This is a genomic window from Streptomyces dengpaensis (assembly GCF_002946835.1).
Lineage (GTDB): Bacteria > Actinomycetota > Actinomycetes > Streptomycetales > Streptomycetaceae > Streptomyces > Streptomyces dengpaensis.
Window position 1 is genome coordinate 4,051,946 of record NZ_CP026652.1, and the last position, 13,711, is coordinate 4,065,656.

Annotated in this window: 12 protein-coding genes and 1 pseudogene; 1 reads left to right on the top strand and 12 read right to left on the bottom strand. The window is 71.5% G+C overall.

Going from position 1 to position 13,711, the window contains the following annotated elements; all coding sequences use genetic code 11:
• Positions 1–80: 80 nt before the first annotated feature.
• The 4 genes and pseudogenes from C4B68_RS18550 to C4B68_RS18565 all read right to left on the bottom strand — a co-directional run bounded on the left by C4B68_RS18550 (position 81) and on the right by C4B68_RS18565 (position 3,750).
• On the bottom strand, positions 81–1,286 hold the full coding sequence (locus C4B68_RS18550) for a cytochrome P450 (protein ID WP_099504846.1): 1,206 nt from the start codon (positions 1,284–1,286) through the stop codon (positions 81–83).
• 127 nt (positions 1,287–1,413) lie between these two features.
• The gene (locus C4B68_RS18555) at positions 1,414–2,181 is read right to left on the bottom strand and encodes a response regulator (protein WP_257217460.1); all 768 of its coding nucleotides are present in this window, start codon (positions 2,179–2,181) and stop codon (positions 1,414–1,416) included.
• Positions 2,178–2,372: pseudogene (locus C4B68_RS18560) on the bottom strand (ATP-binding protein); the annotation flags it as partial. The gene C4B68_RS18555 and the pseudogene C4B68_RS18560, both read right to left, overlap by 4 nt.
• A gap of 772 nt (positions 2,373–3,144) precedes the next feature.
• The gene (locus C4B68_RS18565) at positions 3,145–3,750 is read right to left on the bottom strand and encodes a TetR/AcrR family transcriptional regulator (RefSeq protein WP_099504847.1); all 606 of its coding nucleotides are present in this window, start codon (positions 3,748–3,750) and stop codon (positions 3,145–3,147) included.
• A gap of 185 nt (positions 3,751–3,935) precedes the next feature.
• Between C4B68_RS18565 and C4B68_RS18570 the strand changes: the two genes are divergently transcribed.
• Positions 3,936–4,826 carry an alpha/beta hydrolase gene (locus C4B68_RS18570; protein ID WP_099504848.1) on the top strand — a complete coding sequence of 297 codons (891 nt, stop codon included), beginning with the start codon at positions 3,936–3,938 and terminating at the stop codon, positions 4,824–4,826.
• A 447-nt stretch (positions 4,827–5,273) separates the two neighbouring features.
• On the opposite strand, the gene kynU is transcribed toward C4B68_RS18570, so the two are convergent.
• The 8 genes from kynU to C4B68_RS18610 form a co-directional block, all read right to left on the bottom strand.
• Positions 5,274–6,491 carry a kynureninase gene (gene kynU, locus C4B68_RS18575; protein WP_099504849.1) on the bottom strand — a complete coding sequence of 406 codons (1,218 nt, stop codon included), beginning with the start codon at positions 6,489–6,491 and terminating at the stop codon, positions 5,274–5,276.
• Positions 6,484–7,356 carry a tryptophan 2,3-dioxygenase family protein gene (locus C4B68_RS18580; RefSeq protein WP_099504850.1) on the bottom strand — a complete coding sequence of 291 codons (873 nt, stop codon included), beginning with the start codon at positions 7,354–7,356 and terminating at the stop codon, positions 6,484–6,486. Before C4B68_RS18580 ends, kynU begins: the two co-directional genes overlap by 8 nt.
• A gap of 154 nt (positions 7,357–7,510) precedes the next feature.
• A complete protein-coding gene (locus C4B68_RS18585; RefSeq protein ID WP_099504851.1) occupies positions 7,511–7,924 on the bottom strand; it encodes a DUF3151 domain-containing protein in 414 nt (137 codons plus the stop codon).
• Between the two features lie 129 nt (positions 7,925–8,053).
• Entirely contained in the window at positions 8,054–9,661 is a 1,608-nt protein-coding gene (locus C4B68_RS18590) for an MFS transporter (RefSeq protein WP_099504852.1), read from the bottom strand.
• A gap of 101 nt (positions 9,662–9,762) precedes the next feature.
• The gene (gene fbaA, locus C4B68_RS18595) at positions 9,763–10,785 is read right to left on the bottom strand and encodes a class II fructose-bisphosphate aldolase (RefSeq protein ID WP_099504853.1); all 1,023 of its coding nucleotides are present in this window, start codon (positions 10,783–10,785) and stop codon (positions 9,763–9,765) included.
• A gap of 185 nt (positions 10,786–10,970) precedes the next feature.
• Entirely contained in the window at positions 10,971–11,519 is a 549-nt protein-coding gene (gene pyrE / locus C4B68_RS18600; protein ID WP_099504854.1) for an orotate phosphoribosyltransferase, read from the bottom strand.
• Positions 11,520–11,803: 284 nt separating this feature from the next.
• On the bottom strand, positions 11,804–12,592 hold the full coding sequence (locus C4B68_RS18605) for an aldose epimerase family protein (protein WP_099504855.1): 789 nt from the start codon (positions 12,590–12,592) through the stop codon (positions 11,804–11,806).
• Between the two features lie 231 nt (positions 12,593–12,823).
• A complete protein-coding gene (locus C4B68_RS18610) occupies positions 12,824–13,687 on the bottom strand; it encodes an SRPBCC family protein (protein ID WP_099504856.1) in 864 nt (287 codons plus the stop codon).
• Positions 13,688–13,711 lie beyond the last annotated feature (24 nt).

Consider the following 13,711-nt stretch of genomic DNA (forward strand, 5'->3'; position numbering starts at 1 on the left):
CCCATCACAGGCAGGCACCAGCTTGGCAAGCCACTCGCGACGATCGGTCGGAATCGCTCGGCGATCAGCCGAACGGCTGATCACCCCACCTCCACGCTCACCCCCTCCAACCCCCGGATGACGAAGTTCGGCTTCCGCTTCGGCTCCGCGACCAGCCGCAGCGTCGGCGCCCTCTCAAGCAACGCCGCCATCGACGCCGCCAGCTCGATCCGGGCCAGCGGCGCGCCGATGCAGTAGTGGATGCCGGCGCTGAAGGAGATGTGCGGGTTGTCCTCGCGCGTCAGATCCAGCTGCCCCGGCTCGGCGAAGACCTCCGGGTCGTGGTTGGCGGAGCCGAAGAGCAGGGCGATCTCCGCGCCCCGGGGGATGGTCGTACCGTCGATCTCGATCTCCTCCAGGACCCAGCGCTCGAAGAGCTGGAGGGGCGTGTCGTAGCGCATCAGCTCTTCGACAGCCCTGGGGATCAGGGAGTGGTCCGCACGCAGGGCCGCCAGCTGCTCGGGGTGGCGGAACAGCGCCCACCAGCCGTTCACCGTCGCGTTCACCGTCGCCTCGTGCCCCGCGTTCAGCAGCAGCACGCAGGTCGAGATCATCTCCTGCTCCGTCAGCCGGTCGCCCTCGTCGTACGCCGCGATCAGACCGGAGATCAGGTCGTCACCGGGTGCCGTACGGCGGGCCGCGATCAGCTCCCGCAGATACTCCGTGAACCCGACCGACGCACGCACCGCCTTCGCCGCCGTCTCCTCCGACGGGTTCAGCTCGTACATCCCGCAGATGTCCGCCGACCAGGGGCGGAGCTGATCGCGGTCCGTCTCCGGGATGCCGAGCATCTCCGCGATCACCGCCACCGGGAGCGGCTCCGCCACGTCCGTGAGCAGATCGCCGCCGCCCGCCTCCACCAGAGCCGACACCAGGTCGTCCGCCAGGCCGTGCACGTACGGCTTGAGCCGCTCCACCGTGCGCGGAGTGAACGCCTTCGACACCAAGCGCCGGATACGGGTGTGGTCGGGCGGCTCCAGGTCGAGCATTCCGTGGTCGTTCAGGACGTGGAACGGCTCGTGCTCGGGCGGCGGCGCCGTGCGCCCGAAGTCCTCGTGCGCGAAGCGGTGCTGGTACGTCCGGCCGAGGCGGCGGTCCCGCAGCAGCGCCGAGACGTCCGCGTGGCGCGGGACCAGCCACTGGTTGCTGGGCTCGTAGTAGTGCACGCGACCGCGACCGCGCAGCTCGCCGTAAGCGGGGTAGGGGTCCGCGACGAACGCCGGGTCCCAGGGGTCGAAGGCTGCCATGCCGGGACGCTAGCCCGGCGTCCCCGTCTCTGACCAGGGGGGTCTCACCGCGACTGCCCCTTCATCGGCCTGGGGGTCCGGCCAGGGGGTCCGGCCAGGGGGTCTCACCGTGAGTCCCCTTCCCCCGTCACCTCGGCGTCACCAGCCGCGCCTCGTACGCGAACACCGCCGCCTGCGTGCGGTCCCGCAGGCCCAGCTTCACCAGGATGCGGCTCACATGGGTCTTGATCGTGGACTCGGCGACGACGAGACGCCCCGCGATCTCCGCGTTCGACAGCCCCTGGGCGATGAGGACCAGCACCTCGGTCTCCCGCTCGGTCAGGTCGCCGTACGCCGCCCGCGCCGTGGCCGGGAGCCGGGGCGCGTCCGCCAGCTTGGAGAACTCGGTGATCAGTCGCCTGGTGACGGAGGGCGCGAGGAGCGCCTCGCCGGCCGCCACCACCCTGACCCCGTCGGCGAGTTGGCGCGCCGAGGCATCCTTGAGCAGGAAGCCGGAGGCTCCCGCGCGCAGCGCCTGGTACACGTACTCGTCGAGGTCGAACGTCGTCAGCACCAGCACCTTCGCGGCACCGTCCGCGGCGACGATCTCCCGGGTCGCCTCGATCCCGTTCATCTCCGGCATACGGATGTCCATCAGGACGACGTCCGGGGCGAGTTCGCGGATCCGCTCGACCGCGTCCCGGCCGTTCACCGCCTCGCCGACAACCTCGATGTCCGGCATCGCGCCGAGCAGTACGGAGAAGCCCTCACGGACCATGACCTGGTCGTCGGCGATCAGGACGCGGATGGTGGCGTCCGTTGTCCCGTCCGTCGTCCCGTCCGTTGTCCCGTCCGTCGTCCGGCCCGTTGTGCCGTCCGTCGAGCCGCCGGTCGTACCGTTCGTGCCGTTCGTCATCCGGACTCCTCCGCTGCCGGTACCGGCAGGAAGACCGCCACCTCGTATCCCCCGTCGTCCGTCTCGCCCGCCGTCATCTCGCCGTCCAGCATCGTGACCCGCTCACGCATGCCCGTGATGCCGTGCCCCGCGCCGTGCGTGGACTTCGTCAGGCTCGTCGCCGGCGCCGGGCCGTTGTCCTGGCGCAGACCGCGCAGGGCGTCTGCGGCGAGCCGGTACTCCGGGCTGCGCGGCTTGGAGCGCCCGCCCGGGGGTGCGGTCTGCGTCTGGGTCGTCTCGGTCACGCTCACGAAGGTAGGGCGTCGTGGGGGTCCTGGTCGTCACCTGCGAGGAGGGTCCTTGTGGATCCGTCTCAGGTACTACGGGTAGGGGGCGGGCGTCCTTTCGCTGTCCGCCGGTGGGTGGGTCGGGGCCGTGCCGGTACATCCGCCCGTCGTGGCCGGTGGATCAGACGTGGGATTACAGGAACCGTCTCCAGATCCGAACGGGGCGACGGGCATGTGATGTACCGGCACGGCCCCTCCCGTGCGCTGGCGACTGCGGGTGCGTAGGGGCGCGCGCCCAGACCTTTTAGCCCGTCCGGCGTTCGCGGGCGGCGCAACCAGCCGCGCCCCCACCCACCCCGGCCGGCGAAGGTGGTTTTTCAGCCCTTCCGGCGTTCGAGGACGAGACGACGAACCGCACCCCCCACCCACCCCGACTCCTCCGCCTCTCCCGCCCACCCCGCCGCGCCTCCACCCTGGCCGGCGAAGGTGGTCTTCTTTAGCCCGTCCGGCGTTCGAGGACGAGGCCGTTCAGGCCGAAGCGGGGGTCTGGGGGCGGCAGCCCCCAGGGACGGTGGGGGTCCCCCCCCGCTCTGGGGGTACCTCCCAGGCCCTTAAGACACTGGGGGAGAAGCCGAGAGTGGGGGAGGGTAGGGGCGGAGGGGGCGAAAACCCGGCTGGCCCATACCGCCGCGCAGGGTCACCCGACGACGTACACCCCAGCCGCCGCGGCGGCAACGGCGGCCTCGGCCGCACGGTCGGCGGCGGCGGCATCCGGAGCCACCCCGGTGGTGAGCAGGGTGTAGTAGAGGGGAGCCGAAACCGCCCGAACGACGAGCGCGGCATCGGTCCCCACCGGCAACTCCCCGCGAGCGACCCCCTGTTCCACACACGGCACCCACTCAGCGACCCGCACCTCATAGAACCGCCGCAAGGCCTCCGCCGTACGAGAGTCGGACGTCGCCGCGGCGATGACCGCCCGGAACAAGGCCCCCTGCCGAGGATCGGCCAGCGTCCGCCGCACCAGCGCGGCATTGGCCCGAAGATCCCCGAGCACGCTCCCCGTCTCCGTACGGGGAACCGACTGCTCGGCCATATCGCTGAGCAGATCGGCGACCAGCCCCGTCACCGACCCCCACCGCCGGTACACCGTCGTCTTCCCCACCTCGGCCCGCCGTGCCACATCGGCCAGATCGAGATGCGCGAACCCCTGTTCGGCGAGCACATCCCCGGCAGCCCGCAACACGGCCGTACGGACACGCGCAGTACGGCCCCCAGGACGTACGGTGCCGGGTTCGGCGGACATGACGACCTCCTTCGGCCGGGTATGCGGACGCTACCTTCAGCGTAACGAGACGACAGAACCGTTTAACCCTCACCGAGCGTGACAACCCCGTGTAGACGCACGTCACAGGCCTGATACCGTCCCCTGCCAACGGCCGAACTCTTCCCTGGTCCGCCAAATCCGTTTCACCGCTGAGAGGTTGGAGCATGCAGGACGACGCCGCAGCCCGGCACGACGACGCCGTACAGCGCGACGCGGCGGAAGAGGCGTCAGCCTTCTCGCACCCGCCCGTCGACCCCGACGTCACCGTCGCGTACGGCGACCACCCCGACCAGATCATCGACTTCTACGCCCCGCGCGAGCCCGACCCCGCGGTCCTCGCCCCCCTCGTAGTCATCCTGCACGGCGGCGCCTGGCGTGCCCCGTACGACCGCCGCCACGTCACCCCGTTCGCGGATTTCCTGGCCCGCCGTGGTTTCGCCGTGGCGAACGTCGAGTACCGCCGTGGCGCTGAGGACACCGGCGCGGGCCCGGTCGCGGGCCGCTGGCCGGACACCTTCGACGACGTCGCGGCCGCGCTCGACGCGCTGCCCGCCCTCGTACGCGAGAGCCTCCCGCAGGCCGACCCCCGCCGCACGGTGGTCACGGGCCACTCGGCGGGCGGCCACCTCGCCCTGTGGGCCGCCGCCCGGCATGTCCTGCCCGCCAACGCCCCCTGGCGCACCGACCGGCCCGCCCTCCTGCGCGGCGTCGTCGCCCTCGCCCCCATCGCGGACTTCCAGCTCGCGGACAAGCTCGACGTCTGCAGCGGGGCGGCCCGTCAACTCCTGGGCGGGGACGGTGCGTTCGCGGAGCGCCTGCCGTACGCCGACCCGGTTCAGCTCCTCCCCACCGGCATCGCCACCACCCTTGTACAGGGCCGCACCGACATCGTCGTCCCGCAGGCGGTCGCCGAGGCGTACGCCGACGCCGCCGCCAAGGCGGGTGAGGTGGTCGGCCTGACGCTCCTGGAGGATGTCGGCCACTTCCCCCTGATCGACCCGGCGGCGGACGCGTGCGCGGTGGTGGCCGAGGAGATCGCCCAGCTGGCCTGGTGATCCATCAGCCGCGCTGGACAGTGCTGAGCGGGAATCCGCCGCTGCCGCCGCCTCGCATGCAGGACGGGCGGAGAGGCTTCGCCGGACGGGTGGAGGGGCTTCGCCGGACGGGTGGAGGGGCTTCGCCGGACGGGTGGAGGGGCTTCGCCGGACGGGTGGAGGGGCTTCGCCGGACGAGTGGAGGGGCTTCGCCGGACGAGTGGAGGGGCTTCGCCGGACGAGTGGAGGGGCTTCGCCGGACGGGGTTTGGAGGTGGCACGCCCCCACGCACCCGCGGTCGCCAGCGCACGGGAGGGGCCGTGCCGGTACATCACATGCCCGTCGCCCCGTCCGGATCTGGAGACGGCTCCTGTAATCCAACGTCTGATCCACCGGCCACGACGGGCGGATGTACCGGCACGGCCCCGACCCACCCACCGGCGGACAGCGAACCGCGGGCAGAGAGAACTACCCCAGCGTCTCCCCCAGCACCCTCGCAGCCCGCTCCACATCCCCGAACCCCACATACAACGGAGTGAACCCAAACCGCAGCACGTCAGGATGACGGAAGTCGCCCACCACCCCCCGCTCGATGAGGCGCTTCATCACGCTGCCCGCGTCAGCACAGCGCAACGCGACCTGGCTCCCGCGTTCCGCGTGGGCAGCCGGCGTCAGGGACTCCACCCGGCCCTCGGGGACGTACGCGGACACGCACTCCAGGAAGAAGTCGGTGAGGGCGAGGGACTTCCTACGGACGGAGTCGATCGAGACGCCCTCCCACACCTCCAGCGCCGCTTCCAGGGCCAGCATCGACAGAATGTCCGGCGTACCCACACGCCCCCGCAGCGCGCCCGGAGCAGGAGCGTACGACGGACTCATACCGAAGGGGTCCGCGTGCGAGTTCCAGCCGGGAAGCGGCGAGTCGAAGCGTTCCTGCAGGTCGCTGCGGACGTACAGGTACGCCGGTGAACCCGGGCCGCCGTTCAGGTACTTGTACGTGCAGCCGACCGCCAGGTCGACCCCGTGCTCGTCCAGCCCCACCGGCAGCGCCCCCGCGCTATGGCACAGGTCCCACACCGACAGCGCCCCCGCCGCATGAATCGCCGACGTCAGCGACGGCAGATCGTGCAGCCGCCCGGTGCGGTAGTCGACGTGGTTCAGCAGCACCGCCGCCGTACGCGGACCCACCGCCCCCGGCACCTCCGCCGGGGCCACCGGCCGCAGCTCACACCCCGTCAACCGCGCCGCCGACCCGGCGATATACCCGTCCGTCGGGAAGGTGGTGGCATCCACCAGGATCTCGTCCCGGCCCCCGCCCCCGCCCCCGCCCCCGCCCCCGGCCAGCCGTACCGCCCCCACCAGCGCCTTGAAGACGTTCACACTCGTCGAGTCGCCCACCACGATCTGCCCCGGCGCCGCACCGACCAACGGCGCGATCCGGTCGCCGACCCGCTCCGGCGCCGTCCACCATCCGCTCTCCTCCCAGGAGCGGATCCGCAGCTCACCCCACTGGTGGCGCACCACGTCGTCGACCCGCCCGGGCACCCCCACCGGCAGCGCGCCGAGCGAGTTCCCGTCCAGGTACACGACATCGTCAAGCACGAACTCCGAGCACAGCGCGGCCAGTTCATCGGCCGCGTCCAGCTTCTCCGCCTTGGCGGACGGACTCACCGCCACCTCAGACATGCGACCTCGCCGTCCACAGCTCGGGGAACACGTTCTTCTGCGCGCGCTTCTCCAGCCAGGCCACCCCGGCGGAGCCACCCGTGCCCGCCTTCGCGCCCATCGCACGACGCGTCGCGACGAGATGATCGTTGCGCCAGCGCCAGACCAGTTCGGCGACGTCGGTCAACGCCTCACCGAGACGGGCGAGTTCATCGCTCGCGTCACCGGAGTAGAGGGCGGTCCACACCGCCTCGACCTCCGCCGACGGCTCATAGCGCAAGGACACGTCACGCCCGAGGACGGACTCCGGGATCGCGTGCCCGCGCCGGGCGAGCAGCCGCAGCACCTCGTCGTACAGGCTCGGTTCGTGCAGGGCCTTCTCCAGCTCGGCGTGCACGCGCGGCGCGCCCCGGTGCGGGACCAGCATGGACGCGGACTTCTCGCCGAGCAGGAACTCCATCCGGCGGTACATGGCCGACTGGAAGCCGGAGCCCTCGCCGAGGGCGGAGCGGTACGAGTTGAACTGGGCCGGCGTGAGCTGGCCGAGCGGCTTCCAGGAGGCGTTCAGCGCCTCCAGCTCCCGTACGGACCGCTTCAGCGCGTCGATCGCGACCGGCACCCGGTCCGCCCGCAGAGCGCGCGCCGCGGTCTCCCACTCGTGCACGATGACGGTGAACCACAGCTCCATGACCTGGGTGGTCACCAGGAAGACCATCTCTCCGGGGTCGTCGGAGAGGGTGTGCTGGAGGTGGGTCAGGACGTCCGCCTGGACGTAGTCCTCGTACGGCGTCGTACCTGCGAAGTCGAGATGCGGGGTCTCGGGCCCTTGATCGAGATGCGGGGTCTCGGGCTCCTGAGCCGATGCGGGCTGAGCCTGGTGGGACATCGCTGTCTCCTGCAATGTGCTCCGGGTAGCGGTCCGCCCCTGCCGATGCCGACACGGGGGCCCCGGTCCCCACCCGGCATCCTCTACATCGTCCCCTGAAACCGCAAGGTCCGCCTGGTCACACCAAGCGGACCTGCGCGGACACACGCGAAAGCTAGCCCAGCGTCTGGGCCGCCGTGGGCGAGGAGTCCTTCAGGAACTGGCTGCAGCGCTCGTACTCTTCCTGCTCACCGATCGCCTGCGCGGCGCGGGCGAGGGCGTGCAGGGCGCGCAGGAAACCGCGGTTCGGCTCGTGCTCCCAAGGCACCGGGCCGTGGCCCTTCCAACCGTTGCGGCGCAGGGCGTCCAGGCCGCGGTGGTAGCCCGTACGGGCGTAGGCGTACGACTCCACTGCCGCGCCCCGCTCGAACGCGTCGTCGGCCAGCTGGGCCCAGGCCAGCGAGGACGTCGGGTACTTCGCGGCGACATCGGCGGGCGCCGTGCCGTTCGCGAGGAGCTCGCGTGGCTCCGGGTCGTCGGGCAGGTGGGTCGGGGGCGGTCCCCCGAGGAGGTTCTCGTGAATCGTCATGGGTTCCAGTCTGCTGCAAGTGGGCGTGATCGGTAACGGTTGCCCGCGGCTCTCATGGAACGACCGGTTCCGCGGCAGCGCCCCCGCCGGCGTCGGCCGCGACATCGGCAGCTGACAGCACCGGCACGATCACGAAGCCGGCCCACCACCGGAAGCCGTAGAACCCGTAGAACCCGTGGAACCCGTGGAACCAGAACCTGCAGAGCCCGAAGAACCCGGCCCCGCGCCGGAAGCCGCAGCCGGCCGGCCGCCCTCCAGCGGCGGCGCCGTCACGCAGCCGTGTATCCGGCACTCGGGGCGCCGGCAGTCCGGTGGCAGACGGCGTACCGTCGCGAAGGCCAGCGCCGCTCCGATCACCAGGATGCCCGCGCACCACAGCATCGCCCGATGGAAGGCGGAGCCGAAGGCGGCCGGCGAGCGGTACGCCTCCGGGCCCATCCCGGCGAGCAGCGGCAGCGCGGCCACGGCGATGAGCCCGGCCGCGCGGGCCGCCGCGTTGTTGATCCCGCTGGCCAGGCCCGCCCGCGCGGTGTCCACGGAGCCGAGGACGGTCGCGGTCAGGGGCGCGACCAGCGTCACCATGCCCGCCCCCATCACCACGATCGCGGGCAGGGCGTCCATGACGTACGAGGCGTCCGGGCCCACCCGCAGCATCAGCAGCATCGCCGCCGCGCACAGCAGCGGGCCCACCGTGAGCGGGATGCGCGGCCCGATGCGCTGGGAGAGCGCGCCCGAGCGGGCGGAGAACAGCAGCATCAACACCGTCGTGGGCAGCAGCGCCGTACCCGCCCCCAGAGCCGAATAGCCCGAGACCACCTGGAGCTGGAGTGCGGTCAGGAAGAAGAACCCGCCGAAGGCCGCGTACACGCACACGGTCACCAGGTTCACGACCGTGAACTGGCGCGACGCGAAGATGTCGAGCGGCATCATCGGATCGGACCGGTGCCGTTCGACGTACACGAACGCGACCCCCGCGGCGACACCCGCGACCGCCGTCACCCAGACGAGCACCGAGCCGCTGGGCGCCTCGATCAGCGCGTACGTCACCAACGCGAGCGAGAGCGCGCCGAGCACCGCGCCGAGCACGTCGAAGCCCCGGCCGTGCGCCCGCCCTTCCGCCGACTCGGGGACGTGCCGGATCGCGATCGGGACGCACAGCGCCGCGACCGGGATGTTCAGCAGGAAGACCCAGCGCCAGCCGGGGCCGTCCACCAGCCAGCCGCCCAGGAACGGGCCGACCGCCGCGCCGATGCCCCCGAAGCCCGACCACAGGCCGACGCCCCGTGCCCGGTCGTCGGGATGGAAGGACGCCTGGATGAGCGCGAGCGAACCGGGTGTGAGCAGTGCGCCGCCGATGCCCTGCAGGGCGCGCGCCGCGATCAGTACACCGCCGTTCGGCGCGAGCCCGCACAGCAGCGAGGCCGCGGCGAACCACACGACCCCCACGACGAAGACCTTGCGCCGCCCGAAGCGGTCGCCGAGCGACCCGCCGAGCAGGATCAGACCGGCCAGCGTCAGCATGTACGCGTTCACGGTCCACTGGAGGGCCGCGAGGCTCGCGTCCAGGTCACGGCCGATGCGCGGCAGCGCGACGTTGACGACCGTCGAGTCGAGCAGGGCCATGCTGGAGCCGAGGACGGTGGTCAGCAGGATCCACTTGCCCTTGCGCGAAGCGATCCGTACGTCCGGTTGCCCGCCTGGTCTCTCCTGCGGTGTCTCCTGCGGAGCGGCAGCCATACCTCGGAGCATACGGAGGGACGGATCCCGGAGCATACGGAAAGGGCCTGGCACCACGTGGTGCCAGGCCCTCACGCAGATGGTGACCGCTCGGGCGGTTCCTACTTGAGCTTGGTGCCCGTGGAACGCAGCGCCGCGCACGCCTCCGCCACACGCGTGGCCATGCTCGCCTCGGCGAGCTTGCCCCAGGTCCGCGGGTCGTACATCTTCTTCGAGCCGACCTCGCCGTCGACCTTCAGGACGCCGTCGTAGTGGCGGAACATGTGGTCCGCGACGGGACGCGTGAAGGCGTACTGCGTGTCGGTGTCGAGGTTCATCTTCACGACGCCGTTCTCCAGCGCGGTGGCGATCTCCTGGGCCGTGGAGCCGGAGCCGCCGTGGAAGACGAAGTCGAACGGGTTCGCCTTGCCGTACTTGGCGGCGACGCCCTCCTGGAGGTCCTTGAGGAGCTCGGGGCGGAGCACGACGTTGCCCGGCTTGTAGACGCCGTGCACGTTGCCGAAGGACGCGGCGAGCAGGTAGCGGCCCTTGTCGCCCAGGCCGAGGGCCTCGGCGGTGCGCAGGGCGTCCTCGACGGTGGTGTACAGCTCGTCGTTGATCTCGTGGCTGACGCCGTCCTCCTCGCCGCCCGTCGGGGTGATCTCCACCTCGAGGATGATCTTCGCGGCGGCGGCCTTGGCGAGCAGCTCCTGGGCGATCTCCAGGTTGTCGGCGAGGGTCTCGGCGGAGCCGTCCCACATGTGCGACTGGAACAGCGGGTTCTCGCCCTTGGCGACGCGCTCGGCGGAGATGTCGAGCAGCGGACGTACGTAGCCGTCCAGCTTGTCCTTGGGGCAGTGGTCGGTGTGCAGCGCGACCGTGACGTCGTACTTCGCGGCGATGACGTGCGCGTACTCGGCGAGGGCGACGGCGCCGGTCACCATGTCCTTGTTGTACTGGCCGCCCAGGAACTCCGCACCACCGGTGGAGATCTGGATGATGCCGTCGCTCTCGGCCTCCGCGAAGCCGCGCAGCGCAGCGTTCAAGGTCTGGGACGAAGTCACGTTGATGGCCGGGTAGGCGAACTTGCCTGCCTTCGCCCGGTCGAGCATCTCGTTGTAGACCTCGGGGGTTGCGATGGGCATCTGTCCGCTCCTTGTATGTGCGGGTCTGCGTACCGCTCATGCGGTACGACGGGACTGGTGCTTTCGGCCCTGACCTAGGGGGGCGACGTCATCGTCGTCCCCATCTTTCCAGACTTGGCCGGATGCTCCAGACACCGTGTCCGGGTTACGGGACCCCGTGTCCGGCGGGGTCCCGGAGGGTGCCGTCAGTCGAGTCCCAGCTCGTCCTTCGTGTACGCGAAGAGGTACGGCACTCCGGCTCCCGCCTCGATCTTCTCGGCGGCGCCGGTGGCACGGTCGACGATCGTCGCGACGGCCACGACCTCCGCGCCGGCCTCGCGGACCGCCTCCACGGCGGTGAGCGGGGAGCCGCCGGTGGTCGAGGTGTCCTCGACGACGAGGACGCGCCGGCCCTTGATGTCCGGACCCTCGACGCGACGCTGCAGGCCGTGCGCCTTGGCGGCCTTGCGGACGACGAAGGCGTCGAGGCGCTGTCCGCACGCGGCGGCCGCGTGCAGCATGGCCGCGGCCACCGGGTCGGCGCCCATGGTCAGCCCGCCCACCGCGTCGAAGTCCAGCTCGTCCGTGAGGTCGAGCAGTACCTGCCCGACGAGCGGAGCGGCCTCGCCGTCCAGCGTGATCCGGCGAAGGTCCACGTAATAATCGGCCTCAAGACCCGAGGAAAGGGTCACCTTGCCGTGCACCACGGCCTTGTCCTTGATCTGCTGCAGCAGCGCGCCACGTACGTCACTCATGTCAGCCAGCCTAGGTCCTGTCGTCACACTCCCGTCGTCCGCCCGGAGGGCGGGCCTCGCGCCCGCCGCGGAGCGGCTGATGTCGCTGTAGGTGCGTGCTCTCGGCGTGCCGGGCCTGGCCCTCGTACTGGATGTACTCGGGCCTGGGCCCGGTGCGGCGAGTGGGGGCACCTCCCACGCCCTCAAGGCAGTGGGGGAGCGTGCAGGGCGTCGCGGGGCTGGGGGCACCTCCCACGCCCATAAGGCAGTGGGGGAGGGAGTTTGACGACAGGGCCTAGCTATAGCTAGATGCGCCGCCAGCTCCAGGTCGTGGATGCCTCCAGGGGCTCGATGGGGGTGACCAGGCGGGGCTGGGAGTTCAGTCCGTTGGGCGGCCCGGTCTGGGGCTCCACGCACACGGCGGCCTCCTGCTCGTCGTACACGACGACCCACTCCTCGCGGCTGGCCACCTTCAGCTCGAGCTGCCCCGGCCAGGTCAGCGTCACGTCGACGCCGTCCGGCATGCCGAAGCAGTCGTCCCAGGGGCCGGGCTTCGGCTCGGTGCGCCGCCCGGTGGGCAGGTGGTCGTCGCCGCGTTCCTCCTGCCAGGCGGGGTCGAAGGAGACGCGCACGTCCTCGCCGCCCAGGTTCCTGTTGAACCAGGGGTGCCAGCCGATCTGGGCGGGGAACGAGTCCTCGTACGTCTCCACGGACATCGTGAGCGTGAGGCCGTCCTCGGTGAGGGTGAGGACCTGGGTGACGCGGGCGGGGTGGGGCCAGGGGGCCACGAGGTCGTACGTGATCGCGGCCTCGTCCTTGGTGACGCGGGCCGTGTTCCAGGCGCCGTCCCTCGCCGTGCCGTGGATGGCGTTCGGCGGGGAGTTGAGCGGCATCTGCTGGACGGTGGCGCCGTCGAGGAACCGGCCGTCGCGGATCCTTCCGCACCAGGGGACCATCGGGAAGCAGCCGAACTTGACGCCCTGCCGCAGCAGTTCGACGCCGCCGATGCGCAGACTTCTGATCCGACCGCCGTTGGCCGGCGCCACGGTCGCCTCCGCGTCGCCCGCGGTCAGCGTGATCTCTTCGTTACTCACGGAGTTGACCCTACTGCGGCGGTCACCTGGAGCTCCGCCGGCCGGGGCTGGAAAGTTGCAGCCCGTCCGGCGTTTGAGGACGAGCGCGTCAGCGCGACAGCGGAGGTCTGGGGGCGGCAGCCCCCAGGCACGATGGGGGTCCCCCCGCTCTGGGGGTACCTCCCAGGCCCTTGAGGCACTGGGGGAGAAGCCGAGAATGGGGGAGGGTAGGGGCGGAGGGGGCGAAAACACTCAGCGGCGCTTACGCAGGGCCCGCGTCAGGGCGATGGCCGACGCGAGGGCCAGGGCGGCCGCCGGCGCAGCCCAGCGCAGGGTGGCCCGGGCGGCGGTGGCCTCCGGCGGCGGCACGGGAGCGTAGCGGCCACGCGGAGGAGCGTGGTCCACCTCCTCCGCACTGCGCCCGATCATCGTCCGCCGCGCATGCGCCGCCTCAGCCATCGCATCCTCCCCGTCCGGCTCCCCCTCCATCACGAACTCCTCCCGCACGAGCTCGTCATCCACCAGCGGATCGAGCGACGGAGGCGGCACCTCGGCGTCGAACACAGACGCGGACTCGGTCTCGGACTCGGTCTCGCTCTCCGAGACGGACTCGGTTTCCGAGGCGGGCTCGGTTTCCGAGGCGGGCTCCGTCTCAGACACGGACTTCACCTCCTGAGGAGCCCCAGGCTCCGCCACCACCCCCACCCCCAAGTTCTCCGCAAACCGGCTCAGCAGCCGCGCCCCCGCCGAGGCCACCGCCTCCGTCGGCAGTTCGGCCACCCGCCCGTCGCCGGACGCCGTGCCGCCGAAGGTGAGGGTGGTGCCGCCGTCGGCGGGGAGGAGGCGGAGTGCGAGGGCGAGTTTCACGGAGCCGGCGCCGCGGGCCTCGGTGGCGTCGCCCTCGACGGCGTAGGTGCCGTCGTCCTGGGCGGTGACGTGGAGCGCGCCGCGGTAGGTGATCGTATGGCCGTCGACGCGGACCTTCAGGCGTCCGGAGACGGGCGGCGTCCCCGCGTCCTGCTGGAGGCCGGGAACCGCCCGGGCCACCCGTACAGGATCGGCCAGCGCCTCCCGCAGCCGCTCGGACGGAACCGGAACGAACACCTCATGCTCCATGTCTGCCGAGCCTACCCAGCATGG